The following is a 26,630-nucleotide window of genomic DNA, read 5'->3' as shown; positions in this document are numbered from 1 at the left end:
AGGCGATCCACGAGGAAGCTATTTTTCAGGAGAGTAGAGATGAGCCAAGCCATGCGCGACTTTCTGCGCGAACGCAATATCCACGAGGTGGAGTGCGTGATCGCCGACATGACCGGTATCGCCCGGGGCAAGATACTGCCCAAGGATCTGTTCCTCAGCGAGGGCGAGATGCGGCTGCCGAAGAGCGTGCTGCTCAACACCGTCAACGGCGAGCAGCCCAACAACCTGCCGTATGTCGGCGCCACCGATCCTGACATGATCTGCGTGCCCGACCTGGCCACGCTGCGCCAGGTGCCGTGGGCGGCCGAGTCGGTCGCGCTGGTGATCCACGACTGCCAGAATTTCGACGGCAGCCCGGTCGGCCTGTCGCCGCGCGCGGTGCTGCGCAAGGTGCTGGCCTTGTACCAGGAGCGCGGCTGGCAGCCGGTGGTGGCGCCGGAGATGGAGTTCTATCTGGTGGCGCGCAGCGCCAACCCGCACGAGCCGCTGGTGCCGCCGCTGGGCCGCAGCGGCAAGACCGAGTCGGGCCGGCAGTCGTATTCGATCGACGCGGTGAACGACTTCGATCCCTTCTTCCTTGAGCTGTCGAGCTTTTGCAAGCAGCACGAGCTGGGTGTGGAGACCTTGATCCACGAGGCCGGCGCCGGCCAGATGGAGATCAACTTCAGCCACGGCGACGCGCTGGAGCTGGCCGACCGCGTCTTCCTGTTCAAGCGCGCAGTGCGCGAGACGGCGCTACGGCACGGCATCTTCGCCACCTTCATGGCCAAGCCGATGGAGGCGGAGCCGGGCAGCGCCATGCACATCCACCAGAGCGTGCTCGATCGCGCCAGCGGCGCCAACATTTTCAGTCAGGCCGACGGCGGCGCCAGCGCGCTGTTCTTCCACTATATCGCCGGGCTGGAAACCTACCTGGCGCCGGCCACGCTGCTGCTGGCACCGTACGTCAATTCCTACCGCCGGCTGTCGCGCTTCATGTCGGCGCCGACCAATGTCCATTGGGGTTACGACAACCGCACCTGCGGCATCCGCATTCCCAACTCGGCGCCGGTCAACCGCCGGGTCGAGAACCGCGTGCCGGGCGTCGACGTCAATCCCTACCTGGCGATGGCGGCCACGCTGGCCTGCGGCTATCTTGGCATGCGCGACGGCCTGACGCCGTCCGAGCCAACCGCCGACAGCGCCGAGCACGTGCACGACCAGCTGCCGCGCAATTTGGAGGATGCCATAGTCCGCCTGCGCGAGTGCAAGCCGCTCGGCGAGATCCTGGGAGAGCTGTTCGTGCAGGCCTTCTGCGAAGTGAAGGAGCTTGAATTCGCCACCTACAGCCGGGTCATCAGCTCGTGGGAGCGCGAACACTTGATGTTGCTAGTGTAGGACGGCGGCCATGACAAAAACCATACGACACGGCGTCGACTGGACGCGCGCGCAGGCCTTGGCGGTGCGCGAGCGCGCCGCCTTCGTGGTGCGCAACCCGGCCTCGCAGGCGCTGGCCGGGCAGGCCGCCGAGCATATGCTGTTCGGCGTGCCGATGCATTGGATGCAGGACTGGTCGACGCCGTTCGCCTTGACCGTGGCGCAGGCCAGCGGCGGGCGCTTCACAGACGTCGACGGTCATGACTACATCGACTTCTGCCTGGGCGACACCGGCGCCATGTTCGGTCATGCGCCGGCGCCGGTGGCACAGGCCATCGCGCGGCAGGCCACGCGCGGCTACACGGCGATGTTGCCGTCGCAGGACGCGGCGCCGGTGGCGGCCGAACTGGCGCGCCGCTTCGGTCTGCCGTTCTGGCAGTTCGCCTTGTCCGCCTCGGACGCCAATCGCTTCGTGCTGCGCTGGCTGCGCGCCGCCACGGGACGCAGCAAAATCCTGGTGTTCAACGGCTGCTACCACGGCACGGTGGACGATGTGTTCGTCGATCTGGTCGACGGCGTGCCGGTGCAGCGCGACAGTTTGCTGGGCCAGGTGTATGCGCTGACCGAGCACACCGTGGTGGTCGAGTTCAACGATCTGGCCGCGCTGGAGGCGGCGCTGGCGGGCGGCGACGTCGCCTGCGTGCTGGCCGAGCCGGTGATGACCAACATCGGCATGGTGCTGCCGCAGCCGGATTACTGGGCGGCGGCGCAGCAGATCCTGCGGCGTCATGGCAGCTTGTTGGTGATCGACGAGACGCACACCATCAGCAGCGGCCCGGGCGGCTACGCGCGCGAGCACGGCATGACGCCGGACGCGCTGGTGTTGGGCAAACCGATAGGCGGTGGCGTGCCCTGCGCGGTATATGGGTTTTCGGCGGAGGTGGCGCGGCGGGTGGAACAGGCCAAGCGCGCGGCGCCGTCCGGCCATTCGGGCGTGGGCACCACGTTGAGCGCGAATATGTTCGCCATGGCGGCGATGCGGGCGAATTTGGAGCAGGTGATGACGCCGCAAGCCTATGGGCATATGTTCACGCTGGCGGCGCAATTGGCCGACGGCCTGCGCGCGGTGATTGCGCGACATGGCCTGCCTTGGTGTGTGACGCAGGTGGGGGCGCGCACGGAGTTTCAGTTTGCCGCCACACCGCCGCGCAACGGCAGCGAGGCGGCCGTCATGCTGGACGGCGAGCTGGAGCAGATCATCCATCTGTACCTGCTCAACCGGGGGCTGTTGATTACGCCCTTCCACAATATGCTGCTGGTTTGTCCGCAGACCGGCGGCGAGGATGTGGCGCGGCTGCTGGCGGTGTTCGACGACTGTTTGGGCGAGTTGCTGTAGTGGCCGTAAAGCGAGAGCTGTGGGATGGCATGCGAACCCCAGCGGCAAAGAGCCGGGGTCAGACCCCGAGGGGTCTGACCCCAGGTTGCGCCTCTGGGGTTTGCCGCCTACGCTAGCGGCTTTGCGCTTAGAAGCAGTGTTCCAGCGCCGGGAAGCTGCCGTCCTTGACCTCGGTCACGTAGGCGGTGACGGCGGCGTCGATGCTGGTCTGGCCTTCCATGAAATTCTTCACGAAGCGCGCTTTGCGGCCCGGGAAAACGCCCAGCAGATCGTGCATCACCAGCACTTGGCCGGAGCAGTCGGGACCGGCGCCGATGCCGATGGTCGGCATGTTCAGCAGCTCGGTGACTTCCTTGCCCAGCTGCGAAGGAATCGCCTCCAGCACCACCATCGAGGCGCCGGCCGCCTGCAAGGCCAGCGCGTCGGCCTTCAACGCGTCGGCGCTTTCGGTGGTCTTGCCCTGCACCTTGTAGCCGCCCAGCTGGTGCACCGACTGCGGCGTCAGGCCGATGTGGGCGCAGACCGGAACGGCGCGCTCGGTGAGGAAGCGCACGGTCTCGGCCAGCCAGGCGCCGCCTTCGATTTTGATCATGTGGGCGCCGGCCTGCATGATCTGCACGGCGTTGGCGAAGGCTTGCTCGGGCGTGCCATAGGCGCCGAACGGCAGGTCGGCGACGATCAGCGCCGACTTGCTGCCGCGCGCCACGGCGGCGGTGTGGTAGGCCAGTTCGGCCACGGTGACCGGCAGGGTCGAGTGGTGGCCGTTGCAGACCATGCCGAGCGAGTCGCCGATCAGCAGCACTTCCACGCCGCAGCGGTCCATCAAGGAGGCGAAGCTGGCGTCGTAGCAGGTCAACATGGTGATTTTTTCGCCGGCGGCGCGCAGCGCGCCCAGCGTGGTGACGGTGACAGCCTTGGTCGCGACCGGCTTGGCCGGTGCAGGTGTCGTCGCGGCGGCGGGCTTTTGGCTGGCCGTCATTTCGTTGCCTTGCAAATAAGCAGACATGGTAAATCCTTAAAAATAGAAAATGCTAACGGCGCTAGTGTAGCCCTGTTGCGGTTTGCGCGCAGGCGGGCGCCAATCGACCGGTTCGCTACGCTAGCTGCGGAAGATGAAGTAGACGGCGCCGACCAGGCACAGCCCGGCCCAAACGTAGTCCAGCTTGAAAGGTTGGTTCATGTAGAACATGGCGAAGGGGACGAACACGGTCAGCGTGAGCGCCTCCTGCATGATCTTCAGCTGCGCTAGGCTGTATTGGGTGTAGCCGATGCGGTTGGCCGGCACCTGCAGCAGGTATTCGAACAGGGCGATGCCCCAGCTGATCAGGGCGGCGATCCACCAGGCCTTGTTGGACAGGCTTTTCAGGTGGCCGTACCAGGCGATCGTCATGAAGACGTTCGACAGCGTCAGCAGGCCGACGGTTTGGACGATGACAGGGATTTGCATACCGGTTTAAACGAGGAGGCTGATGGCCTGGTCGGCGACGGCGGCCAGGTAGTCTTGCGCCGGGCCGAGGCCGGGGATGTCGATGGCCGGCGCCAGTTCCAGCAGCGGCACCAGCACGAAGGCGCGCTCGCCGATGCGCGGGTGCGGCACCGTCAGCGTGGCGCTGGCGATGCGCTGTGCGCCGTACAGCAGCAGGTCGAGGTCGAGGGTGCGCGGGGCGTTGCGGTAGGGCCGCTCGCGGCCGTGCGCCTGTTCGATGGCGTGCAGCGCCTGCAGCAGTTGCTCGGCGCCCAAGGTGGTGTCGATGCGGGCGACGGCGTTGATGTAGTCGTCGCCGCTGGAGTCGATCGGGGCGCTGCGGTAGTGGCCGGAGGCGGCTTGCAGGGTGCAGCCGGGCAGACGCGCCAGCCGGGCCAGCGCGTCGACCACGTTGCCGCGGGCGTCGCCCAGGTTGGCGCCGATGCCGATGTAGGCGGTCACCATGCCGATGGTGCCGATGGTGCCGACGGTGCCGTCTGTGCCGGCCGCCGCCGGCGCGGCGACGGGATCAAACCCTGCGTTCATTCGCCGTCGCCGCCGCCGGGGTTGCCGGTGCCGTCGACGATGGCGGCCTTGCCGCGACCGCCGCGTCGTGGCGGACGCTTCTTCTTGCCGCCTTCCGGCGCGCGGCCGACGTTGTCGACCAGGTCGTCGCGGGTGGCCTCGTCGCCCTCGTAGAAGGCGGTCCACCATTCGCCCAGCTCGGCGTCGATCTCACCGGAGGCGCAGCGCAGCAGCAGGAAGTCGTAGCCGGCGCGGAAGCGCGGGTGTTCCAGCAGCTTGTGCGGCGACTTGCCGTTGCGCCGCTCGAAGCGCGGCTGCATCGACCAGATGTCGCGCATGTCGGAGCCGATCTTGCGTTGCAGGGCCAGTTTTTCGGTTTGCGAGTCGAGCACGTCGTCGGCCGCCAGGTGCAGCGCGGGGATGGGGAATTCGCCGGCGGCGCGGTAGGCGGTCCACTTTTCCAGCACCTGGTGCCACAGCAGGGAGGCGAACAGGAAGCCCGGCGAAACGGTCTTGCCGGCGGCGATGCGGGAGTCGGTCGAGTCCAGCGCCAGGGTGACGAACTTGACGCCGAGCGGCTGCTCCAGCACCACGTCGAGCAGCGGCAGCAGGCCGTGGTGCAGGCCCTCCTTGCGCAACTGCTGCAGGCAGGCCAGCGCCTGGCCGCTCATCAGGAGCTTGAGCATCTCGTCGAAGACGCGGGCGGCCGGCACGTTGTTGATCAGCGGCGCCATGACGGCGATCGGCGCGGCGGTGGTCGGCTCGATGGTGAACTTGAGCTTGGCGGCGAAGCGCACCACGCGCAGCATGCGCACCGGGTCTTCGCGGAAGCGCGCCTCGGGCTGGCCGATGATGCGCAGCGTCTTGCCGCGGATGTCCTCGATGCCGCCGTGGTAGTCGAGCACCTGCTCGTTGGCCGGGTTGTAGTACATGGCGTTGATGGTGAAGTCGCGCCGCACCGCGTCCTCGGCCTGCGAGCCGAAGGTGTTGTCGCGCAGGACGCGGCCGTGTTCGTCCTTGGGCGCCGAGTCGGAGGTGGTGCCACGGAAGGTGGTCACCTCCAGCAGGTCCTGGCCGAACATGACGTGGACGATCTGGAAGCGTTTGCCGATGATGAAGGCGCGGCGGAACAGCTTGCGCACCTGCTCCGGCGTGGCGTTGGTGGCGATGTCGAAGTCCTTCGGCTTGACGCCGAGCAGCAGGTCGCGCACCGCGCCGCCGACCACGAAGGCCTCGAAACCGGCCTCCTGCAGGGTGCTGGTGACGCGCACCGCGTTCGACGACAGCAGCCGTGGCTCGATGCCGTGGTCCTGCGGGCCGAGCACCACCGGGGTGTTGGCGTCGCGTCCGCCCTTGTTTTTGGTGCCCAGGATTTTGCGGATCAGTTTCTTAATCATTGAATAGGTCGAGTAGTGGCCAGCCTTGGGCTGAAGCGTGCGTTTTCAGCGCGGCGTTGGGGTTGGTGGCGACGGGGTGGCTGACCAGCCGCATCAGCGGCAGGTCGTTGTGCGAGTCGCTGTAGAAATGGCTTTGGCCGAAGTCCTCGAGCCGGTGGCCCAGGCCGGCCAGCCAGGCGCGCGTGTGGGTGACCTTGCCGGCGCCCTGGGTCGGCGTGCCGAGCAGCTTGCCGGTGGGCCGGCCGGCGGCGTCCAGCTCGGGCATGGCGGCGATCAGGTGGGCCACGCCGAGCGCCTTGGCGATCGGCGCCGTGACGAAGTGGTTGGTGGCGGTGACGATGGCCACCAGGTCGCCGGCGTCGGCGTGGCGTTGCAGCAGGGCGCGCGCCTGCGGCTTGATGGCCGGCAGGATCACCTCGTCCATGAAGCGCGCCTGCATGGCGTCGAGTTCGGCGCGCGGGAAGCGCGCCAGGGTGCCGAGCGAGAATTCGAGGTATTCCACCGGGTCGAGCGTGCCGGCCTGGTACTGGGCGAAGAAGGCGTCGTTGCGGCGCGCGAACTCGGCGCCGTCGACGGCGCCGATGCGCACCAGGAACTGGCCCCACTCGTAGTCCGAGTCGATCGGCAGCAGGGTGTGGTCGAGGTCAAATAGGGCGAGATTCATCATTCTTTCGCTTCCGCCTGCAGCCATTCGCGCAGCAGCGGCAGGGTGATCGGTCGTTGGGTTTCAAGGGAATACTGGTCGAGCGAGTCCAGCATGGTCGACAGCGAACGCATGTCGCGGCGAAAATGGGACAGCAGGTAGGGTAACACGCCGGGCGACAGCGTCAAGCCACGGGCGGCGGCGGCGGCGCTCAGCGCGGCCACCTTCTCGTCGTCGGTCAGGCCGTGGATCTGGTAGATCAGGCCCCAGCCCATGCGGGTGCGCAGGTCCTCGCGCACCGGCAGCACGGCCGGCGCCACGGCGCCGCTGCAGACCATGAAGGCGCCGTTGGCGCGGATCTCGTTGAACAGGGCGAAGGCGTCGATCTGCGCCACCGGCGACAGCTTTTCGCAGTCGTCGAGCAGGTACAGGTCGACCTCGGGCAGGTAGACGAACTCCGATTCGATCGAAAACGGCGAGATGTAGCGCGCCGTCTTGTCGCCGTGGCGGGTGTCGGCCAGCGCCTTGAGCAGATGGCTCTTGCCGACGCCGGCGCCGCCCCACAGGTAGGCGAAGTGCTCGCGCGAGCTGCGCGCGGCGAACTGGCCCATCAGCTGGGTCGCCTCGGCGTTTTGTCCGACCTCGAACGATTCGAGGCTGTGCGCCTGGTCTGCGCCTAAATCGAGCACCAGTTGTTTCATGGCGTTCGCCCTGTCCTGATAGTTTGCATATGCGTTTTCTGTGTTACGTCACGCATTATAGAAGCTGCTGCTCAGGTAGTGGCGGCGCAGGTGCTTAAAAGCGACCATTAAAATGGCCGAGGCGGGCAAAGCGAGCAGCACGCCGACGAAGCCGAACAGCTGGCCGAAGGCCAGCAGGGCGAAGATCACCGCCAGCGGATTGAGGCCGATGCGCTCGCCGACCAGGCGCGGGGTCAGGAAGAAGCCCTCGATGAGCTGGCCCAGGCCGTAGATGCCGGCCACGGCGACGACGCCGCTCCAGTCGGCGAACTGCAGCACGGCGGCGATCAGCGCCAGCACCAGGCCCAGGCCGAAGCCGAGGTAGGGGATGAACACCAGCAGCCCGGTGATGATGCCGACCGGCAGGGCGACGTCGAAGCCGGCGATCATCAGGCCGACCGAGTAGTAGACCGCCAGCACCAGCATCACCAGCAGCTGGCCGCGCAGGTACTGGGCCAGCAGGGTGTCGACCTCGTTGGCCATGGCCAGGGTGCGGCCGATGTAGCGGCGCGGCACGGCGCCGGCGATGCGCGCCAGCATCGGATGCCAGTCCAGCAGCAGGTAGAACAGCACCACGGGGATCAGCACCACGGTGGCGATCCAGCCCAGCACGGCGGTGCCGCCGACGCGGGCCGAGGCCAGCACGGCGCTCCAGATCTCCTCGCCGCTGCTGGCCATCTGCTGGCTGACGATCTTCTTGATGCCGGCGCTGTCGAGGCGCACCTTGACGCCGAGTTCCTGCAAACGCGGGCCGAGCAGGTCGTTGAGCTTGGCCAGGAAGGCCGGGATTTGCGCCTGCAGCAGCGGAATCTCCTTTTGCAGCACCGGCACGACGATCAGCACCAGGGCGGCCAGGGCGCAGAAGAACAGCACCATCACCAGCAGCACGGCGAGCGGACGGGGCACGTCGAAGCGGCGGAAACGCAGGTGGTCGAGCCGGTCGACGCCCGGATTGAGGGCGTAGGCGAGGATGGCGGCGGCCAGGAACGGGGTCAGCACCGGCCCCAAAGCGAGCAGCAAGAGCAGGAAGGCGCCCCATACCGCGATCCAAAATGCCGTTTGCTTTTGCTCTAGCGAGAGGGGAAATGCCATGGATTCAGGGTTCGATGTTTGAAAAAGAGGAATAAAAAGGCTGGTGGACGGGGCAGTTTGATAAAATAGCGGATTGAACGGATTTGAGTCTGCGCCCGCCGCATGTGCGCAATTCCGGTCTCCGCCTTCTATTTTACCGCCTCCGCTGCCAAATACACCATGAGCCAACCATCTAATGTTTCCCTGTCCTACCGTGACGCCGGCGTCGATATCGACGCCGGTGACGCCTTAGTCGAAGCGATCAAGCCGTTTGCCAAGCGCACCATGCGCGAGGGGGTGATGGGCGGCCTGGGCGGTTTCGGCGCCATGTTCGAGATCAGCAAGAAGTACAAGGAGCCGGTGCTGGTGTCCGGCACCGACGGCGTCGGCACCAAGCTCAAGCTCGCTTTCGAGCTGAACCGCCACGACACGGTCGGCATCGACCTGGTCGCCATGAGCGTCAACGACATCCTGGTGCAGGGCGCCGAGCCGCTGTTCTTCCTCGACTACTTCGCCTGCGGCAAGCTCGACGTGCCGACCGCGACCGACGTCATCAAGGGCGTGGCCAAGGGCTGCGAGCTGGCCGGCTGCGCGCTGATCGGCGGCGAGACGGCGGAAATGCCGAGCATGTACCCGGCCGGCGAGTACGACCTGGCCGGCTTCGCCGTCGGCGCGGTGGAAAAATCGAAGATCATCGACGGCACCAAGATCGTGCCGGGCGACGTGGTGCTGGGCCTGGCCTCGTCGGGCGTGCACTCGAACGGTTACTCGCTGGTGCGCAAGATCATCGAAGTGGCCAAGCCTGACCTGGAAGGCGACTTCCACGGCCGCAAGCTGGCCGACGTGCTGATGGAGCCGACCCGCATCTACGTCAAGCCGCTGCTGGCGCTGATGGACAGCATGGAAGTCAAGGGCATGGTGCACATCACCGGCGGCGGTCTGGTGGAAAACATCCCGCGCGTGCTGCAGGCCGGCCTGGTGGCCGAGCTGGACTCGACGGCGTGGACCATGCCGCCGCTGTTCCAGTGGCTGCAACAGCACGGCGGCGTGGCCGACGCCGAGATGCACCGCGTCTTCAACTGCGGCATCGGCATGACCGTCATCGTCGCCGCCGAGAACGCGGACGCCGCCGTGGCCCAGTTGCAGGCCGCCGGCGAGACCGTCTCGCGCATCGGCCGCATCCGCGCCCGCGTCGGCGACGAGCACCAGACCACCGTCATCTAAGCCGATCCGGCCCGGCTCGACCGAAAAGCGCGCCGCGGCGCGCTTTTTTCGTTTACGGCAAGCTTGTACCTTTCCCGCCACGCCATGCAATGTCTGGTGGAATTGCTATCGGGCAAGGTGTAAGCTGGTTGGCGGACCCCGCCGCGCACGCGCGGCCGGGCCGCCCCCCCCCACCTTGGAGACGAACATGATGCGACGACTGATTTTGCGCGCGGCCCTGTTGATGTTGGCCGGCGGTTATTTGCACGGCGCCGGCGCGGCGAGGGCCGCGCCACGCTGGAGGAGGCCCAGGCGATGATGAACAAAGCGGTGGCCTACCTGAAAAAGAACGGCATCGAGAAGACGGTGGCCGAAGCGAACCAGCCCAAGGGCCAGTTCGTCGACCGCGACCTGTACGTCTCCATCATGGACGGCAAGAACATTAACCTGGCGCACGGCGCCAACCAGCGCCTGGTCGGCAAGGACCTGAGCGAGCTGCGCGACGCCGACGGCACCTACATCACGCGCCAGCGCAACGAGGCGCTCAAGACCAGCAACAGCGGTTCGATCAAATACCGCTTCCTCAATCCCGTCACCGGCAAGATCGAGCCGAAGACCATGTTCTTCACCAAGGTCGACGGCTACGTCGTCAGTTGCGGCGCCTATACACCCTGAGCGCTAGCGGACCTTGGGACCTTGGGGTCAGGACCTTGCAGGACCTTGGGGTCAGTGCCGACATTCGGACACGGCCTGAACAGTAGAACGCAGTCCATTGCATTCATATTGCTCAGCTTGTGTCCGAATGTCGGCACTGACCCCGCTGGTTTCAGGGTTCAGGGTTTGAGGATTTTGGCGACGGCCGCCGGGCGCAGGCGGTAGGCGTCGGGCATGCCGGAGCCGAGCAGCGGGCGCAGGTACAGGCGGAAGGCGTCGGTGACGTCGGTGCCGCTGGCGCTGATGAACTGGTCTTCCATCACCCGCGTCTTGCCGGCCACCGCCTCCAGCGGCAGCAGGGCGTAGTCGACCGAGTAGAAGCCGGTGCGCTGGATCGCCACCGAGCCGTCGCGCTGGCCCCACATGGCGAACTGCACGGCCTTCTCGCCGACCTCGCGCGCCTCGCGCTGGTCGACGTCGGAGACGCAGCCGATGAAGCTGCGCTGCAAATAGCCGAAGGTGTCGCCGCGCACCCGCTTGATGCCGAGTTTCGCCTTGATCTCGTCGCACAGCAGGTCGGCCAGCGCGCCGGTGCCCGACAACTGCACGTTGCCGTGGGCGTCGCGCTCGACTTCCTTGGCCAGCAGGGCGGCGATCGGCTGGCCGGCGGCGTCGTGGATGCCCTCGGAGACGGCCACCACGCAGCGGCCGTGGCGCGCATACACGGCCTTGACGTCGGCCAGGAACTGCTCCAGCACGAAGACGCGCTCGGGCAGGTAGATCAGGTGCGGGCCGTCGTCGGGGAACTTCTTGCCCAGCGCGGCGGCGGCCGTCAGGAAGCCGGCGTGGCGGCCCATCACCACGCCGACGTAGACGCCGGGCAGGGCGGCGTTGTCCAGGTTGGCGCCGGCGAAGGCCTGGGCGACGAAGCGCGCCGCCGAGGGGAAGCCGGGGGTGTGGTCGCTGCCGACCAGGTCGTTGTCGATGGTTTTCGGGATGTGGATGCAGCGCAGCGGGTAGCCGGCCTTGGCCGCCTCCAGGCTGACGATGCGCACGGTGTCGGACGAGTCGTTGCCGCCGATGTAGAAGAAGTGCCCGATCTCATGGGCGCGCAGCACCTGGAAGATCTCCTGGCAGTATTTGACGTCGGGCTTGTCGCGGGTCGAGCCGAGCGCCGAGGACGGCGTGGCGGCGACCAGTTCGAGGTTGTGGCTGGTCTCCTGGGTCAGGTCGACGAAGTCCTCGTTGACGATGCCGCGCACGCCGTGCAGCGCGCCGTAGACGCGGCTGACGTCGCGGAAGCGGCGCGCCTCCAGCGCCACGCCGGCCAGCGACTGGTTGATGACGGCGGTCGGACCGCCCCCTTGTGCGACCAGAATTTTTCCCGACGACATGCGCAACTCCTCCGCAACGGTGGCGCCGGCCGGCCGGCCCGCGTCCGCCTAGCGTAGCGCATTTCGGCGCCGCTGCGTAGCCTTGTTCGCGCCGCTCAGCGCGGCCCGATGTGCTGGGCCAGGAAGCGTTCGACGCGGCCCCAGAAGTCGATGCGGTTCTGCGCCAGCGACCAGCCGTGGCCCTCGCCGTCGTAGACCACCCAGTCGACCTGCGGGTTGCCGGCCTTGACGGCCTGGTAGAAGTCCTTGCCCTGGTAGAGCGGGACGCGGCGGTCGTCGCTGCCGTGGGCCAGCAGCAGCGGCTGCTTGATGCGGGCCGCCTGGGCCAGCGGCGAGGTGGCCTGGAACTGGGCGGCGTCCTTGAGCGGGTCGCCGATCAGCTCGGGCATGCCGTAGTTGCGCCATTCGTCGCCCATGTCCGACAGCACGCTGTGGCGGTTCGAGTACATCTTGCCGATGTCGGTGACGCCGGCCCAGTCGATGCCGCAGCGGTACAGCTCGGGGTCGTTGACCAGGCCCATCAAGGTGGCGTAGCCGCCGTAGCTGGCGCCGGCGATGCAGACCCGTTTGGGGTCGGCGATGCCTTGGGCGACGGCCCAGCGCACGCCGTCGGCCAGGTCGTTCTGCATGGCCAGGCCCCATTGCTTCCAGCCGGCGCGGAAGTGCTGGGCGCCGAAGCCGGTGCTGCCACGGAACTCCGGTTGCAGCACGGCGTAGCCGCGCGAGGCGAGGAACTGGGCTTCGGCGTTCCAGCCCCACTCGTCGCCGCGCACGTTCGGCCCGCCGTGCACCAGCAGCACCATCGGCAGTTGCTTGCCCTTTCCTCGCGGCAGGGTCAGCCAGGCGGGGATGCTCAGGCCGTCGCGCGCCGCGTAGCGCACCAGGTCCTGGGTGCCCATCTGCGCCGCCACGATGTCGGGGTGGCTGTGGCCGACCGTCTTCAGCTCGGCCGTCGCCGTGTTGAACAGCAGGAAGGCGGCCGGCTGGGTGTCGGAGTAGGCGTTCACCAGCAGCCAGGGCGAGTCGGCGTTGTGGGCCGCCGCCAGCAGGTTGACGGTGCCGGGCAGCAGCGCGTCGACGCGCTGCTGGGCCGTCTTCATGGCGGCGTCGAACCAGACCGTGCTGCGGGCGTCCGACAGCACCTCGATGCCGAGCAGCTTGCCCTTGCCGTAGACCAGCGCGCCGCCGAAGTCGTAGTCGGCCAGCGAGAGCAGCGGCTCGGCGGCGAGCTTGCCGCTGGCCAGGTCGAGCAGGTAGACGCCGCTCTTGTCGCGGCCGGCGCGGGCGCGCACGTAGAGCTTGCCATCGGCGCCGAAGCCGAGCGGTTCGAAGGCGTCGGACGACTCGCCGAAGGAGGCGAACTCGGCCAGCTTGCGCCATTTGCCGTTGGCCGGGTCGAGGTAGTGCACGCCGCTCTTGCCCTGGTCCTCGGTGACGGCCAGACGCGGTTCGCCGGCCTGGTCGAGCAGCCATGACTGCACCTTGCCGGGGCGCTGCGCGACGTTGGCCAGGCCGCTGGTGGTGTCGAGCTGCACCAGGTCCCAGTGGGTGACGTTGCCGCTGGCGTCGCCCCAGCCGGCCCGCTGCACATACACCTGGTTGGAGGTTTGCGCGCCGGGCTGGCGCAGCAGGAAGGTGTTCCAGGGCTGCACGTTGCGCTTGATGACGGTGCCGGTGCTCGACGGCGGCGCGAAGCTGCTCTCGGCCAGCACGCGGAAGTTGGCGCCGTCGCGGTCCACCGCGAACAGGCCGGCGCCATGGCGTTGGTCGCCCGGCGCCACCGTGTTGTCGCGGCTGTCGAAGATCAGGCGCTGCTCGTTGACCCATTCGAAGTCGCCGATGTCGACGTTGTTGAACTGGGCCACGCGCAGCGGGGTCAGCGTGTCGAGTTCGATCACGGCCAGGCCGTCGCGGGCCGGCGCGGCGGCCATGCGCACGGCGAGGAATTTGCCGTTGGGCGAGAGTTTGGCGTCGCTCATCTGTGCGTTGTTGAAGAAGGCGGCCAGCGGCGGCGGCGCGGTGGCGGCGCCGGCCGGCGTGGCCGCCGGGGCGCTGGTACTGGCGTTGGCGCTGGCGCCGGCGGCGCGGGCCGGCGCGGCCTGCTGGGCGGCGCCGAGCAGCAGGGCGGCGCACAGCAGGCGCAGGGTGGCTTGGGCGGTGGTGTGGCGTGGCATCATGGCGGTTCTTATTGTTGGGTGGTGGTAACGGTGGCGGTGGCGGTGGCGGCGCCGGGGCCGATGTTGCGGTCGAGGAATTTCTCGACCCGGCTCCAAAAGTCGACCTGGTCGGGCAGCAGCTTCCAGCCGTGGCCCTCCTTCGGATAGCTGACCCATTCGACGCCGGGGTTGCCGGCCTTGACGGCGGCGTAGAATTTTTCGCCGTGATAGAGCGGCACGCGGTGGTCGTCGCCGCCGTAGGCCAGCAGCAGCGGCCGTTTGATGCGGGCCGCCTGGCGCAGCGGCGAGGTGGCCGCCAGCTGGGCGGCGTCCTTGAGCGGGTCGCCGACCAGGCGCGGCATGCCCCAGCGCTTCCAGCCCTCGCCGAGGTCGGACTCGCCGCTCCAGTGGCCGTCGTACAGCAGCTGGATGTCGGTGACGCCGGCCCAGGCCACGCCGCAGCGGTACAGCGCCGGGTCGTTGACCAGGCCCATCAAGGTGGCGTAGCCGCCGTAGCTGGCGCCGGCGATGCAGATCCGCTGGGGCGCGGCGATGCCCTGGGCGACGGCCCATTTGGCGCCGTCGGCGATGTCGTCCTGCATGGCCAGGCCCCATTGCTTCCAGCCGGCGCGGAAATGGCGATAGCCGAAGCCGGTGCTGCCGCGCGACTCCGGCTCCATCACCGCGTAGCCGCGCGAGGCGAGGAACTGGGCGTCCGGATTCCAGCCCCAGGAGTTGCCGCGCACATAGGGGCCGCCGTGCACCAGCATCACCAGCGGCAGGTTCTTGCGCGTGCTGTCGCGCGGGTAGGTGATCCAGGCGGGAATCTCCAGGCCGTCCCTGGCCTTGTAGCGCACCAGCACCTGGTGGCCCATCTGCGCCGGCACGATGTGTTCGCGGTGCTGGCCGATGCGGGTCAGCTGCCGGCTGACAGTGTTGTAGAGGACGTAGTCGCCCGGCTCGCGGTCGGAGTAGGAGTGCACCAGCAGCCACGGCGAGTCGCCGCGCCGCGCCGTGGCGAGCTGGTTGACGCGGCCGGGCAGCAGGGCGTCGACGCTGGCTTGCAGCGCCCGCATGCGCGGCTCGAACCAGGCGCTGCCGTGGACGTCGCTCAGGTAGCTGGCGCCGAGCAGCTTGTCGTCGCTGCTGATCAGTTCGCCGTCGAAGTCGTAGCCGTCGAGCTGCAGCAGGGGTTCCTGATCCAGCTCGCCCTTGCCCAGGTCGAAGCGGTACAGCGCGCGCTTGTCGTGGCCGCCGCTGGCCGCCACGTACAGCGTGCCGTCCGGGCCGAAGCCGAGCGGGGTAAAGTTGTGCCGGCCGCCGTCTTCGCCCGAGTAGGCGTCGTACTGGCTCAGCTTGCGCCATGTGTCGCCCTCGCGCAGCAGCACCGTGGCGGTCCGGTCCTTGAGGGTGGTGGCCAGGCGCGGTTCGCCGTGCTGGTCGAGCCGCCAGTCCTGCACCTCGCCCAAGCTGGGCGCCGGCACCGCGCTGGCCTGGCCGCTGACGGTGTTCAGGCGCCACAGGGTCTGGCTGCGCACGCCATGGTCGGCGTTCCAGATCGGGTGCAGCACGTAGACGAAATCGGAGTCCTGCCGGCCCGGCTGGCGCAGCAGGAAGTAGTCCCAGTCGAGCCGCTTGACGCCCAGATGGCTGCCGGTGCCGCGCTCGCCCCAGCCGGTCTCGACCAGCTGGAGCAGGGCGCTGCCGTCGCGGTTGACGGCGAACAGGCCGGGCGCGGTGCGGTCGTCGCTGTCGGTTTGCTGCAGGTCGGTGGCGTCAAATACCAGGCGTTCGTCGTTGACCCAGTCGAAGTAGCCGACGTCGGCGTCGCCGAAGGCGGCCACCACCTTGACCGACAGGTCGTCCAGCCGCACCACGGACAGGCGCAGGCGGCCGTCGGGCAGGGCGGTGCGGGCGGCGAGGAATTTGCCGCTGGGCGATAGTTTGGGCGCGCTGAAGCGGGCCCGCTCGAAGAAGCTGGCGGCCGGCGGCGGCGATGTGGTGGCGGCGGCCGGGCCGCCGGCCGGGACGGCGTCCGCCGCAGCCGCGGCGCCCGCCAGCAGCATGGCGGCGGCCAGGCAGCCGGCACGCAGGATGGGGTGGGATGCTGACATGCTCGCTCCGTGTTGTGTTAATTACTATTTTTGCCAAATAAATAATTTCCACAGAATAACATCTGCCAGTTGAAAATGCTACCGGCGGCGTCGACGGCCGGCGCCGGCGGTCAAGCCGGCGCCGGCTCAGCCCTCGCGCTCGGGCGCCCGCACGTAGTCGACCAGGGCCTGGATGCGCGGCGCCGGCGGCGCCGTCAGCAGGCTGACCACGGCCGCCGCCAGCAGGCCGGCCGGCACGCCGAAGATGCCGGCCGAGATCGGCGCGATGTGGAACCACTGGCCGGCCGCGCCGCTGCCCAGCACGGGATGGCTGTGCAGCATGTAGTAGACGCAGACGGCGAAGCCGGCCAGCATGCCGGCGATGGCGCCCGGGCCGTTGGCGCGCTTCCACCAGACCCCCAGCACCAGCGCCGGGAACAGGGTCGAGGCGGCCAGCGAGAAGGCGGCGCCGACCAGCGACAGGATGTCGCCCGGCCGCTGCGAGGCGGCGTAGGCGGCGATGAAGGCCACCGCCAGCAACAGCAGCTTGGAGATGGTGACCCGCTTCTGCGTCGAGGCGGTCGGGTCGACCATTTTGTAGTAGACGTCGTGCGACAGCGCGTTGGAGATGGCCAGCAGCAGGCCGTCGGCGGTCGACAGCGCCGCCGCCAGGCCGCCGGCGGCGACCAGGCCGGAGATCACGTAGGGCAGGCCGGCGATCTCCGGCGTGGCCAGCACCAGCACGTCGCCGTCGATGACGATCTCGGCCAGCTGGACGATGCCGTCGTGGTTGACATCGGCGATGCGGATCAGCGGCGTCAACTTGTCGACGTTGGACCAGTACGACACCCAGGTGGGCAGGTGGGCGAAGTCGCTGCCGACCAGGCCGGAATAGATGTCGTACTTGACCAGCACCGCCAGCGCCGGGATGGTCAGGTAGACCAGCAGGATGAAGAACAAGGTCCAGAACACCGAGACGCGGGTCTCGTGCACCGAGGCGGTGGTGTAGGAGCGCATCAGGATGTGCGGCAGGGCGGCCGTGCCCAGCATCAAACACAGCGCGAGGGCGAGGAAGTTGTTGCGCTTGATGTCGGACTGCGCGCGGTCGGCGCCGGGGAAGGGCAGGCCGTGCGGCGTCAGCGGGGCGGCGCGGGCCAAATTCCAGCGGCGCGCCTGGTCCCACTGGGCGGCCGCCTCGTCGGGACTCTTCGGATAGGCCAGCAAGGCCCGTTCGGCGCCGCGGATCTCCAGCAGCGAGGCGTTGCGCTGCTTGACCCGGTCGAGCTGGTGCTGGGCCGTCAGGCGGCCGGCATCCCACGAGGCGGGCAGGCCGGCCAGCTGGTCGGCGTAGGCCTGGGCGCGCTGCTGGAAGATGGCGCGCACCTGCTGTTCGCCCGGGTCGGCCGCCAGCGCCGCCTCGCGCGCGCCCAGCTTGGGCAGCAGCTTGCCGTAGGCGACCTGGGGCAGCGGGTTGTCGGCGTGCTTGGCCGACAGCCAGACGGCCGGGATCAAAAACGCCACCAGGATGATGATGTACTGCGCCACCTGGGTCCAGGTGATGGCGCGCATGCCGCCGAGGAAGGAGCAGACCAGGATGCTGGCCAGGCCGAGGAAGATGCCGACCGAGAAGTCGACGCCGGTGAAGCGCGAGGCGATCAGGCCGACCGCGTAGATCTGCGCCACCACGTAGGTGAAGGAGACGATGATGGTGGCGGCCACCGCCAGGCTGCGCACGGCGCGCCCGCCGCCGTCGCCGTAGCGGGCGGCGAGGAAGTCGGGGATGGTGTACTGCTCGAACTTGCGCAGGTAGGGCGCGATCAGCAGCGCCACCAGGCAGTAGCCGCCGGTCCAGCCCATGATGTAGGCCAGGCCGTCGAAGCCGTGCAGGTACAGGCCGCCGGCCAGGCTGATGAAGCTGGCCGCCGAGATCCAGTCGGCCGCCGTCGCCATGCCGTTGAACAGGGCCGGCACGCGGCGGCCCGCCACATAGTATTCGAGCACGTTGGAGGTGCGGCTGAGCACGCCGATGGTGGCGTACAGCACGATGGTGGCGAACATGAACAGGTAGCCGATCCAGACGCGCGGCATGCCCTCCTGTTCGAGCACGGCGAGCGCCACCAGGAAGCAGGCGAAGCCGCCGGTGAACAGCAGGTAGTAGCCGCGCAGGCGCTGGAAGAGGGAGCGGGCCGCCTTCACGCGCCGTCCTGGAAGCGGGCGTGGCGGTAGTCGCGGTCGAGCCGCCGCAGGCGCCAGGCGTAGCCGCCGATGATGGCCAGGTAGACCAGCGAGGCGCCCTGCGCCGCCAGGTAGAACGACAGCGGCCAGCCGAACAGGCTGAGGCCGGCCAGCTCGCGGGCGAAGAAGGCGGCGGCGAAGCCGGTGAACAGCCACAGCAGCAACAGCAGCAGCGACAGCCGGCGCGTGGCCCGCCAGTGGCGCGCCAGGCGCAGCCGCTCGGCCCGCTGCCGGGCGGCGGGCTGGGCCGGGGCCGGGGCGGCGGTTTTATCCATAGTGGACGGGATCGCTTTCTGTTGCCGGCGCGGCCGGCAACAGCGGGAAGCTGAGGCGGAACAGGCAGCCGGGAAGTTTGGCTTGCGGCGCGCGCGGGTTGTTGTAGACGTCGACCTCGGCGCCGTGCTGTTGGGCGATCTCGCGGACGATGGCCAGGCCCAGGCCGGAGCCTTCGACGTTGCTGCCGAGGATGCGGTAGAAGCGCTCGAAGACGTGGGGCCGTTCGGCGGCCGGAATGCCGGGGCCGGTGTCCTCGACTTCGAGGATGGCGTGTTCGGCGTCGGCGCGCACGCGCACCGTGACGCTGCCGCCGGCCGGCGTGTAGCGCAGCGCGTTGTCGATCAGGTTGCTCAGCATCTCGCGCAGCATGGTCGGGTCGCCGGCGATGTCGACCTGTTCGAGCGGCGGCTCGAAGCCCAGGTCGATGCGCTGGTTGAACGAGCTCGGCACCCAGTCCCGCACGCCGTTGCGGGCCAGCTCGGCCAGGGCGATCGGCAGGAGGGCGGTGCCGGCCTGCGGCTGGTTCTCCGCCCGCGCCAGCGCCAGCAGCTGGTTGACCAGGCGGGTGGCCGCCTGCGAGCTTTTCGCCAACTGCTCCAGCGAGCGGTGGATTTCGCCGCTGTCGGTCTGGCGCAGCGCCAGCTCGGACTGCATGCGCATGCCGGCCAGCGGCGTTTTCATCTGGTGGGCGGCGTCGGCGATGAAGCGCTTCTGCATGTCGATCGACAGCGAGAGCCGGCCCAGCATCTCGTTGAGCGAACGCACCAGCGGCGAAATCTCCTCCGGCACCTGCTTCGAGTCGATCGGCGACAGGTCGTCCGAGCGGCGCGCGCGGATGCGCTCCTGCAGCTGGGCCAGCGGCGACAGGCCGCGCGCCAGGGCGAACCAGACCAAGGCCAGCACGACCGGCAGCACGATGAACTGCGGCAGGATCACCCCCTTGATGATGGCGTTGGCCAGGTTGCCGCGCTTTTCCAGCGTCTCGGCCACCTGCACCAGGGCCATGCCGGCGTCGGGCAGGCCGCGGCCGTCGAGCTCGATGTAGGAGTAGGCCACGCGCACCGGCGTGCCGTGCATGCTGTCGTTGCGGAAGCGCACGGCGCCGGCGCGGATGTTGTCGTCGTCCTGCGGCCGCGGCAGGTCGCGGTCGCCGTCGACATGGCCGCCGTCGGCGTCGGCGATCTGGAAGTAGACGCTGTCGACGTCGTCGGCGCGCAGGATGTCGCGGGCCGAGCCGGGCAGCCGCTTGACCAGCTTGCCGTCGACCTCGCGCACCTGCTGCGCCAGCACGGTGACGCTGTCCTCCAGGGCGTGGTCGAAGGGCTGGTTGGCGATGGTCTTGGCCACCAGGTAGGTGATGGCGATGCTCATCGGCCACAGCAGCAGCAGCGGCGCCAGCATCCAGTCGAGGATCTCGCCGAACAGCGAGTGCTGGATGCCCTCGTCCGGCTCGCCGGCGGGCGGCTGGTAGCCGTCGAACTCGGCGCCGGCCGGGCCGGCCTGGGCGGCCTCGCGCCCGCTCACTTGGCCTCGGGCGCGTCGGCGCCGGCCTTGGCGGCCTCGCTGAATTTCTCCAGGCAGTAGCCGAGGCCGCGCACGGTGACGATGCGGATGCCGCCCACCTCGATCTTTTTGCGCAGCCGGTGCACATACACTTCGATGGCGTTGTTGCTGACCTCCTCGCCCCATTCGCACAGGTGGTCGACCAGCTGCTCCTTCGACACCAGGCGGCCGCTGCGCGCCAGCAGGATTTCCAGCAGGCCCAGTTCGCGCGCCGACAGGTCGAGCATCTGCTCGTTGATGTGGGCGCTGCGGCCGACCTGGTCGTAGCTCAGCGGGCCGTGGCGGATCACCGTGGCGCCGCCGCCGGCGCCGCGGCGGGTCAGCGCGCGCACCCGCGCCTCCAGCTCGGACAGGGCGAAGGGCTTGGCCATGTAGTCGTCGGCGCCCAGGTCGAGGCCGTTGACGCGCTGCTCGATCGAGTCGGCCGCCGTCAGGATCAGCACCGGCAGCAGCGAGGCGCGGGCGCGCAGCCGGCGCAGCACCTCCAGCCCGCTCATCTTGGGCAGGCCCAGGTCGAGGATCAGCAGGTCGAACTCCTGGGTCGACAGGGCGGTGTCGGCCTCCTGGCCGTTCTTCACGCAATCGATGGCGTAGCCGGACTGGCGCAGGGAGCGCGTCAGTCCGTCGGCCAGCACACTATCATCTTCGGCAAGTAAAATACGCATGGCAGCAATCCGACGGGGTAAGTGTGCATTGTGTGGCATTTCCCGTCGCGAGGCCAATTTTTGTGACGGCGGCGTTGGCGGGACCCGCGAAGCGACCCCACCGGCGAGATCTGGGGGCAGACCCGCTGGGTCTGACCCCGGCCGTTGCCCTTGGGTGGTTTTCTGCCGCCCCCTTTTTGCGCTATTTCAAGGCCGCCGCAAAATGCTGCTTGCAATAAGCACTGTTTTTTTATACAGTGTCGTCTGTTACGAAGAATTCGACTCGCAATTCCCCCATTCACCGCGCTTACCCGGGCTGAAAGAATATTATGGACGATAAAAAAGCTGTTGTACCCGCATCTGAGAAGGCGAAGGCGCTGGCCGCCGCGCTGGCCCAGATTGAAAAGCAGTTCGGCAAGGGTTCCGTCATGCGCATGGACTCCAGCACCCCGATCGAAGAAGTGCAGGTCGTCTCGACCGGCTCGCTCGGCCTGGACATCGCCCTCGGCGTCGGCGGCCTGCCGCGCGGCCGCGTGGTGGAAATCTACGGTCCCGAGTCGTCCGGCAAGACCACGCTGACCCTGCAGACCATCGCCGAGATGCAAAAGCTGGGCGGCACCTGCGCCTTCATCGATGCCGAGCACGCGCTCGACGTCGGCTATGCACAAAAACTCGGCGTCAACCTGCACGAGCTGCTGATTTCGCAGCCGGACACCGGTGAACAGGCGCTGGAAATCTGCGACGCCCTGGTCCGCTCGGGCAGCGTCGACATGGTGGTGATCGACTCGGTGGCGGCGCTGACGCCGCGCGCCGAGATCGAAGGCGACATGGGCGATTCGCTGCCCGGCCTGCAGGCCCGCTTGATGTCGCAGGCGCTGCGCAAGCTGACCGGCTCGATCAACCGCACCAACACCCTGGTCATCTTCATCAACCAGATCCGCATGAAGATCGGCGTCATGTTCGGCAGCCCGGAGACCACCACCGGCGGCAACGCGCTGAAGTTCTACGCCTCGGTGCGCCTGGACATCCGCCGCACCGGCTCGATCAAGTCGGGCGACGAGGTGATCGGTAACGAAACCAAGGTCAAGGTCGTCAAGAACAAGATCGCGCCGCCGTTCAAGGAAGCCCACTTCGACATCCTGTATGGCGAAGGCACTTCCCGCGAAGGCGAGATCCTCGATCTGGGTTCGGATGCGAAGATCGTCGAGAAGTCCGGTTCCTGGTACAGCTACAACGGCGAACGCATCGGCCAGGGCAAGGACAACGCCCGCGCCTACCTCAAGGAGCGTCCGCAGCTGGCCTGGGAGATCGAAAACAAGGTGCGCCTGTCGCTGGGCGTGCGCGAACTGCCGGCGCTGACCGCCGACAAGGCCGACAAGCCGGAGAAGGCCGACAAGGCCGAAGCCAAGCTGAAAGCAGTCGACTAAGGCCGCAGCCGGCCGGATTGTCATCGCAGGACGGGGAGGGCGTGGCCAGCAGGCGCGCCGGCCCCTGAAGTATGGTGGCGGGTACCGGCCCGCCACACCAGTCAGCCACCGTGCCGCGTTTGCGGGCCGGTGGTTTTCTCATTGCGCAAAGGGTTTTATGGCAGCACCGCAACTTAGCCTGAAGGGACGCGCGCTGCGCTATCTGTCGATGCGCGAGCACAGCCGGCTTGAGCTGGCGCGCAAGCTGTCGCGCTACGCCGAGGAGGGCGACGACGTCGAGGCCCTGCTCGACTTCCTTGAGAAGAACAATTGGCTGTCGACCGAGCGGTTTTCCGAGTCCTTGGTGCATCGCCGCGAGGCCCGTTTCGGCAACAGCCGCATTCTTGCCGAGCTGCAAAGCCACGGCGTCGGCGGCGAGGCGTTGAAGGAGCTCAAGGCCGGCCTGGTCGAGGGCGAGGCGGCGCGCGCCTGCGAGGTGTGGCGGCGCAAGTTCGGCACGGTGGCGGCCGACCCGCAGGAGCGCAACAAACAGATGCGCTTCCTGATGCAGCGCGGCTTTTCCCAGCGCGCCGTGCACGCCGCCCTGCGCGGCATCGATCCGGACGGGGAAGAGTAATGACGGCGCCGGATATTCAGCCGACATAAGCGCCGCCAGTTCCGCCGACGCCGACCGCCGACCGCCGGTGGCGTGCCACATGCTTTTCTTATGAAGATCGATTCAAACGCGAGCGATGGACTGATTTTAGGACAAGGGCAGGTAATTTGAGAGTTGGCGCCACACTTGCAGTTTGGGCTCGAAGCCTATCGTATATGCAGGACTCGATGACGGCAGATCAATCAGGGAAAGGCGAGTAGCGGTAGCTTGCAGCTGCTTTCGACCAAGGCGCGCCGCAGTGCCTCCATTGAAGCCGATGGCGCGCAGACTCGGTAGCGTTGCCACCAGCTCGGCCAGCGCATTATGCGATGCGTTATAGATTGCCGAATCCAGGCTGCCGGCACGTTCGGCTTCCGCGATCACGTCCCAAAGGCCAATGCCATGCTCCAGCAACGCGGCAAGGCGTGCATCGTAGTTCAAGGATCGCAGATCAACGTCGATGACGACGCCCAGCAGCTCCCAGAATTTATTCTGCTTGTTGCCATAGTACTCGTTGCGCAGCAGCGACTGGTCGCCCGGCAGGCTGCCCAAAACGAGCAGGCGCGTGCGCTGGTCGACCACCGGGTCGAAACAGCGTTTGCGCAACACCGGCCCGGGCGCGGCGGTGGCGGCGGATGCGGGGGGCGTGGCCATGGTGTCGACGCCGCCGCTCAGCCGCGCTTGGCGCGCAGCTTGCGGCGGATCACCACGACGGCCAGCACGCCGTTGACCAACAGCAGCAACCCGCCGCAGGCCAGCTTGATGCGCGTCTGCCACTCGGCCTCCAGCGCGAAAAACTGCCGGGCGAGCGCATTGCCTACGCTCGACAGCAAAAACAACAGCAACAAGGTTAGGGCGCCGGCGACAAGTAATGCGGTGAATTGTTTGCGCATGGGAATCGCGGCCTTTTCGTTGTTGGTAGTAAGGGCGCATCTTGCCAGAGCCAGCGCCGGATGACCACCCCGCCACGGCCGCCCAGTCCATCTGGCGCCGGCTGTAAACGTAGCCGTTTGTGCCAACGCCGTCCTCAATCCCATATTAACTTCCCATATTTTTCGACAAATACGCAACAATTCGCCCCATTTCATTGCCATGATTGCAATCGCAAACTATAATCATTCTCATTTGCAATCAACTTTCCCATCATCCCAGGCAATGCACAACAATAAACTTTCCTTCGGCCACGCCCTGTCCCGGCTCGGCGCCGCCGTTTTGCCCCTGGCCCTGGCCGCCTGTAGTGGCGGTGGCGGTGGCGGCGGCGCGGCCACGCCCGCCACCGTCACCCCGCCGGTCGACACCGGCCTGAGCCAAGCCGCCCAGCTGGGCGAGAAGATCTTCAAGGACGTCACGCTGTCGGCCTCCGGCAAACAGTCCTGCGCCAGTTGCCACAGCCCGGACAAGGCCCACGGCCCGGTCGGCAATCTGTCGGCCGAGCTGGGCGGGCCGAACGGCGACACGCAGGGCTTCCGCGCCGCGCCGTCGCTGCGCTACCTGAACCAGACGCCGGCCTTCTTCTTCGACAAGGAAGGCACGCCGACCGGCGGCTTCAACCGCGACGGCCGCGTCCAGTCGCTGGCCGAGCAGGCCGAGCGCCCCTTCCTGGCGGCGCACGAGATGGCCAACGCCAGCAAGGACGAGGTGGTCGCGCGCCTGCGCAAGGCCGGCTACTCGGAGCAGTTCCGCCAACAGTTCGGCGCCGCCATTTTCGACAACGCCGAGCAGGCCTTCGGCCGCATCACCTTCGCGCTGCAGCAGTACCAGAAAGAGGACCCGGAGTTCCATCCCTTCGATTCGAAGTACGACCAGTTCCTCGCCGGCAAGGTGAAGCTGGCCGACGCCGAGTTGCGCGGCCTGGCCCTGTTCAACGACACCAGCAAGGGCAACTGCATCGGCTGCCACGCCAGCATGCGCGGCAGCGACGGCGCGCCGCCGCTGTTCACCGACTTCACCTACGACAACCTGGGTGTGCCGCGCAATCCGCGCCTGAAGGCCACCGCCGACCCGGCCTATTTCGACCTGGGCCTGTGCGGCCCGGACCGCGCCGACCTGGCCGCCCGCGCCGACCTGTGCGGCGCCTTCAAGGTGCCCACCCTGCGCAACGTCGCCACGCGCAAGACCTTCTTCCACAACGGCGCCTTCGACAATCTGAAGGACGTGGTGGCCTTCTATGTGCGGCGCGACACCAGTCCGGAGGAGTGGTATCCGCTCGGCGCCGACGGCAAGGTGGACAAGTTCAACGATTTGCCCGAGCGGTATCGCGGCAACGTCAACGTCAGCGAAGTACCGTACAACCGCAAGCCCGGCATGGCCCCGGCCCTGTCGCCGGCCGAGATCGACGATGTCGTGCAGTTCCTCGGCACGCTGACCGACGGCTACCGCGCCCCCTAACACACCCAATCACTTTCAAGAGAATCGACCATGAACCAGAACCTGATCGCCGCAGCCCTCGCGGCCACCTTCCTGAGCGCACCGCTGTCGGCCACCGCCGGCGAGGCCGAACTGCTGCAACGCATTGAGAAAATGGCCGCCGAGTTGGAACAGCTGAAGGCCGAACTGAAGGCCAGCGTGAAGAAAACCGACGTCGTCGAGCAGCGCCAGCAGGAAATGGCCGCCGCTGCGCCGGCCGTCGCCGCAGCGGCCGCCGCCAGCGCCGTGCAGAGCGCAGGCGCCGCCGCCGTGCAAGCCTCCGCCGCGGCGCCCCGCACCGTGCTGACCGGCTACGGCGAGATCAACTACAACCGTCCGAGCAAGAACGCCAGTGCCGCCCAGACCGACGTGCGCCGCGCCGTCATCGGCATCACCCACCGCTTCGACGACAAGACCAAGCTGGTCTCGGAATTCGAGTGGGAGCATGCCATCGTGTCGGCCGACGACAAAGGCGAGAGCGAGGTCGAACAGTTGTACGTCGAGCGCGAATTCGGCAACGGCCTGCGCGGCAAGGCCGGCCTGTTCCTGATCCCGGCCGGCCTGCTCAACACCAACCACGAACCGACCGCCTACTACGGCGTCGAGCGCAACTTCGTCGAGACGGCGATCATCCCGTCGACCTGGCGCGAGGCCGGCCTCGGCCTGTCCGGCGACACCGCCAACGGTTTGACCTGGGACGCCGGCATCACCACCGGCTTCGACCTGAGCAAGTGGGACGCCGCCGGCGAAGACGGCCGCGAGTCGCCGCTGGGCAGCATCCACCAGGAGGGCCAGATGGCCAAGTCGCGCCACATGAGCGTGCACGGCGCGCTGAACTGGCGCGGCGTGCCCGGCCTGCTGGTGGGCGGCTCCGTCTTCACCGGCAAGGCCGGCCACAAGACCGAGGGCTTCGCCGCGCAGGACGCCCGCATCACCGTCTACGACCTGCACACCCGCTACACGCCGGGCCACTGGGACTTGTCGGCGCTGTATGCGCGCGGCCAGATCAGCAACACCGAGGAGCTCAACGCCACCTTCGTCGGCAACCCGAATCCGGTGCCGCGCAGCTTCGCCGGCTGGTACGCGCAGGCCGCCTACCAGCTGCTCAAGGCGGGCGACTACACGCTCAGCCCCTTCGTGCGCTACGAGCAGTTCAACACGGCGAAGAGCTACGCCGCCGTGCCGCAGGGCTTGGGCGTGGCGCCGGCCGCCGACGAGAAGGTCAGCACCGTCGGCGCCAATCTGCGCGTCGGCGAGGGCGTGGTGCTGAAGGCCGACTATCAGAAATTCCGCGAGGATAAAACGCGCGACCGCCTGAACCTTGGCGTCGGCTTCTCCTACTAAGGGGCAGC

At 67.8% G+C, this 26,630-nt stretch carries 23 protein-coding genes and 1 pseudogene; 8 read left to right on the top strand and 16 right to left on the bottom strand.

The window, feature by feature from the left end:
* The first annotated feature begins 39 nt into the window (after positions 1-39).
* Positions 40-1,377: a glutamine synthetase family protein gene (locus H7U20_RS27965; RefSeq protein ID WP_199762408.1), complete on the top strand. Its 1,338-nt coding sequence runs from the start codon at positions 40-42 to the stop codon at positions 1,375-1,377.
* Positions 1,378-1,387: 10 nt separating this feature from the next.
* The gene (locus tag H7U20_RS27960) at positions 1,388-2,752 is read left to right on the top strand and encodes an aspartate aminotransferase family protein (RefSeq protein WP_199762407.1); all 1,365 of its coding nucleotides are present in this window, start codon (positions 1,388-1,390) and stop codon (positions 2,750-2,752) included.
* Between the two features lie 127 nt (positions 2,753-2,879).
* On the opposite strand, the gene panB is transcribed toward H7U20_RS27960, so the two are convergent.
* From panB to H7U20_RS27925, 7 genes are all read right to left on the bottom strand, one after another.
* Positions 2,880-3,758: a 3-methyl-2-oxobutanoate hydroxymethyltransferase gene (gene panB, locus H7U20_RS27955; RefSeq protein WP_199762406.1), complete on the bottom strand. Its 879-nt coding sequence runs from the start codon at positions 3,756-3,758 to the stop codon at positions 2,880-2,882.
* 93 nt (positions 3,759-3,851) lie between these two features.
* Positions 3,852-4,199 (bottom strand): DMT family protein, encoded by a 348-nt coding sequence (locus H7U20_RS27950; protein WP_199762405.1) that lies wholly within the window; start codon positions 4,197-4,199, stop codon positions 3,852-3,854.
* Positions 4,200-4,205: 6 nt separating this feature from the next.
* A complete protein-coding gene (gene folK / locus H7U20_RS27945) occupies positions 4,206-4,682 on the bottom strand; it encodes a 2-amino-4-hydroxy-6-hydroxymethyldihydropteridine diphosphokinase (protein ID WP_199762456.1) in 477 nt (158 codons plus the stop codon).
* A gap of 77 nt (positions 4,683-4,759) precedes the next feature.
* Positions 4,760-6,139, bottom strand: a complete 1,380-nt coding sequence (gene pcnB, locus H7U20_RS27940) for a polynucleotide adenylyltransferase PcnB (RefSeq protein ID WP_199762404.1) — start codon at positions 6,137-6,139, stop codon at positions 4,760-4,762.
* Positions 6,132-6,803 carry a histidinol-phosphatase gene (locus H7U20_RS27935; protein ID WP_199762455.1) on the bottom strand — a complete coding sequence of 224 codons (672 nt, stop codon included), beginning with the start codon at positions 6,801-6,803 and terminating at the stop codon, positions 6,132-6,134. The genes pcnB and H7U20_RS27935 overlap by 8 nt, the downstream gene beginning before the upstream one ends.
* Positions 6,803-7,483: a DnaA regulatory inactivator Hda gene (gene hda, locus H7U20_RS27930; protein WP_199762403.1), complete on the bottom strand. Its 681-nt coding sequence runs from the start codon at positions 7,481-7,483 to the stop codon at positions 6,803-6,805. Before hda ends, H7U20_RS27935 begins: the two co-directional genes overlap by 1 nt.
* A 48-nt stretch (positions 7,484-7,531) precedes the next feature.
* Positions 7,532-8,614: an AI-2E family transporter gene (locus H7U20_RS27925; RefSeq protein ID WP_199762402.1), complete on the bottom strand. Its 1,083-nt coding sequence runs from the start codon at positions 8,612-8,614 to the stop codon at positions 7,532-7,534.
* A 159-nt stretch (positions 8,615-8,773) separates the two neighbouring features.
* Between H7U20_RS27925 and purM the strand changes: the two genes are divergently transcribed.
* Positions 8,774-9,817, top strand: coding sequence for a phosphoribosylformylglycinamidine cyclo-ligase (gene purM / locus H7U20_RS27920; RefSeq protein WP_199762401.1), 1,044 nt, complete (start codon positions 8,774-8,776; stop codon positions 9,815-9,817).
* Positions 9,818-10,090: 273 nt separating this feature from the next.
* A pseudogene (locus H7U20_RS27915) lies at positions 10,091-10,471 on the top strand (cache domain-containing protein); the annotation flags it as partial.
* Positions 10,472-10,629: 158 nt separating this feature from the next.
* On the opposite strand, the gene H7U20_RS27910 reads toward H7U20_RS27915, so the two are convergent.
* The 7 genes from H7U20_RS27910 to H7U20_RS27880 form a co-directional block, all read right to left on the bottom strand.
* The gene (locus tag H7U20_RS27910) at positions 10,630-11,844 is read right to left on the bottom strand and encodes a 6-phosphofructokinase (protein ID WP_199762399.1); all 1,215 of its coding nucleotides are present in this window, start codon (positions 11,842-11,844) and stop codon (positions 10,630-10,632) included.
* Positions 11,845-11,939: 95 nt separating this feature from the next.
* Positions 11,940-14,021: an alpha/beta hydrolase family protein gene (locus H7U20_RS27905; RefSeq protein WP_233411144.1), complete on the bottom strand. Its 2,082-nt coding sequence runs from the start codon at positions 14,019-14,021 to the stop codon at positions 11,940-11,942.
* Positions 14,022-14,029: 8 nt separating this feature from the next.
* On the bottom strand, positions 14,030-16,114 hold the full coding sequence (locus H7U20_RS27900) for an alpha/beta hydrolase family protein (protein WP_233411143.1): 2,085 nt from the start codon (positions 16,112-16,114) through the stop codon (positions 14,030-14,032).
* Between the two features lie 126 nt (positions 16,115-16,240).
* Positions 16,241-18,289, bottom strand: coding sequence for a sodium:solute symporter family protein (locus tag H7U20_RS27895; RefSeq protein WP_199762398.1), 2,049 nt, complete (start codon positions 18,287-18,289; stop codon positions 16,241-16,243).
* Positions 18,286-18,603, bottom strand: a complete 318-nt coding sequence (locus H7U20_RS27890; protein WP_199762397.1) for a DUF4212 domain-containing protein — start codon at positions 18,601-18,603, stop codon at positions 18,286-18,288. Before H7U20_RS27890 ends, H7U20_RS27895 begins: the two co-directional genes overlap by 4 nt.
* Entirely contained in the window at positions 18,596-20,128 is a 1,533-nt protein-coding gene (locus tag H7U20_RS27885; protein ID WP_370593272.1) for a sensor histidine kinase N-terminal domain-containing protein, read from the bottom strand. Before H7U20_RS27885 ends, H7U20_RS27890 begins: the two co-directional genes overlap by 8 nt.
* Positions 20,125-20,832, bottom strand: a complete 708-nt coding sequence (locus H7U20_RS27880; RefSeq protein ID WP_199762396.1) for a response regulator — start codon at positions 20,830-20,832, stop codon at positions 20,125-20,127. The genes H7U20_RS27885 and H7U20_RS27880 overlap by 4 nt, the downstream gene beginning before the upstream one ends.
* 308 nt (positions 20,833-21,140) lie before the next feature.
* On the opposite strand from H7U20_RS27880, the gene recA reads away from it, so the two are divergent.
* Positions 21,141-22,238, top strand: a complete 1,098-nt coding sequence (recA, locus tag H7U20_RS27875) for a recombinase RecA (protein ID WP_199762395.1) — start codon at positions 21,141-21,143, stop codon at positions 22,236-22,238.
* 157 nt (positions 22,239-22,395) lie between these two features.
* Positions 22,396-22,854: a recombination regulator RecX gene (gene recX, locus H7U20_RS27870; RefSeq protein WP_199762394.1), complete on the top strand. Its 459-nt coding sequence runs from the start codon at positions 22,396-22,398 to the stop codon at positions 22,852-22,854.
* A 126-nt stretch (positions 22,855-22,980) separates the two neighbouring features.
* Here the strand turns inward: recX and H7U20_RS27865 are convergent, their stop codons facing one another.
* Both H7U20_RS27865 and H7U20_RS27860 read right to left on the bottom strand, forming a co-directional pair.
* Positions 22,981-23,526 (bottom strand): DNA-deoxyinosine glycosylase, encoded by a 546-nt coding sequence (locus tag H7U20_RS27865; protein ID WP_199762393.1) that lies wholly within the window; start codon positions 23,524-23,526, stop codon positions 22,981-22,983.
* Between the two features lie 17 nt (positions 23,527-23,543).
* Complete coding sequence (locus H7U20_RS27860; RefSeq protein WP_233411142.1) at positions 23,544-23,966, bottom strand: hypothetical protein; 423 nt, start codon at positions 23,964-23,966, stop codon at positions 23,544-23,546.
* Positions 23,967-24,027: 61 nt separating this feature from the next.
* On the opposite strand from H7U20_RS27860, the gene H7U20_RS27855 reads away from it, so the two are divergent.
* Both H7U20_RS27855 and H7U20_RS27850 read left to right on the top strand, forming a co-directional pair.
* Positions 24,028-25,260 carry a cytochrome-c peroxidase gene (locus H7U20_RS27855; protein ID WP_199762391.1) on the top strand — a complete coding sequence of 411 codons (1,233 nt, stop codon included), beginning with the start codon at positions 24,028-24,030 and terminating at the stop codon, positions 25,258-25,260.
* Positions 25,261-25,290: 30 nt separating this feature from the next.
* Positions 25,291-26,622, top strand: coding sequence for a porin family protein (locus tag H7U20_RS27850; RefSeq protein WP_199762390.1), 1,332 nt, complete (start codon positions 25,291-25,293; stop codon positions 26,620-26,622).
* Positions 26,623-26,630: the final 8 nt, after the last annotated feature.

Source organism: Rugamonas violacea, assembly GCF_016461825.1.
Classification (GTDB): Bacteria; Pseudomonadota; Gammaproteobacteria; order Burkholderiales; family Burkholderiaceae_D; genus Rugamonas.
The sequence above is the reverse complement of the archived record's forward strand: the minus strand, read 5'-3'. Positions and strand labels throughout refer to the sequence as shown.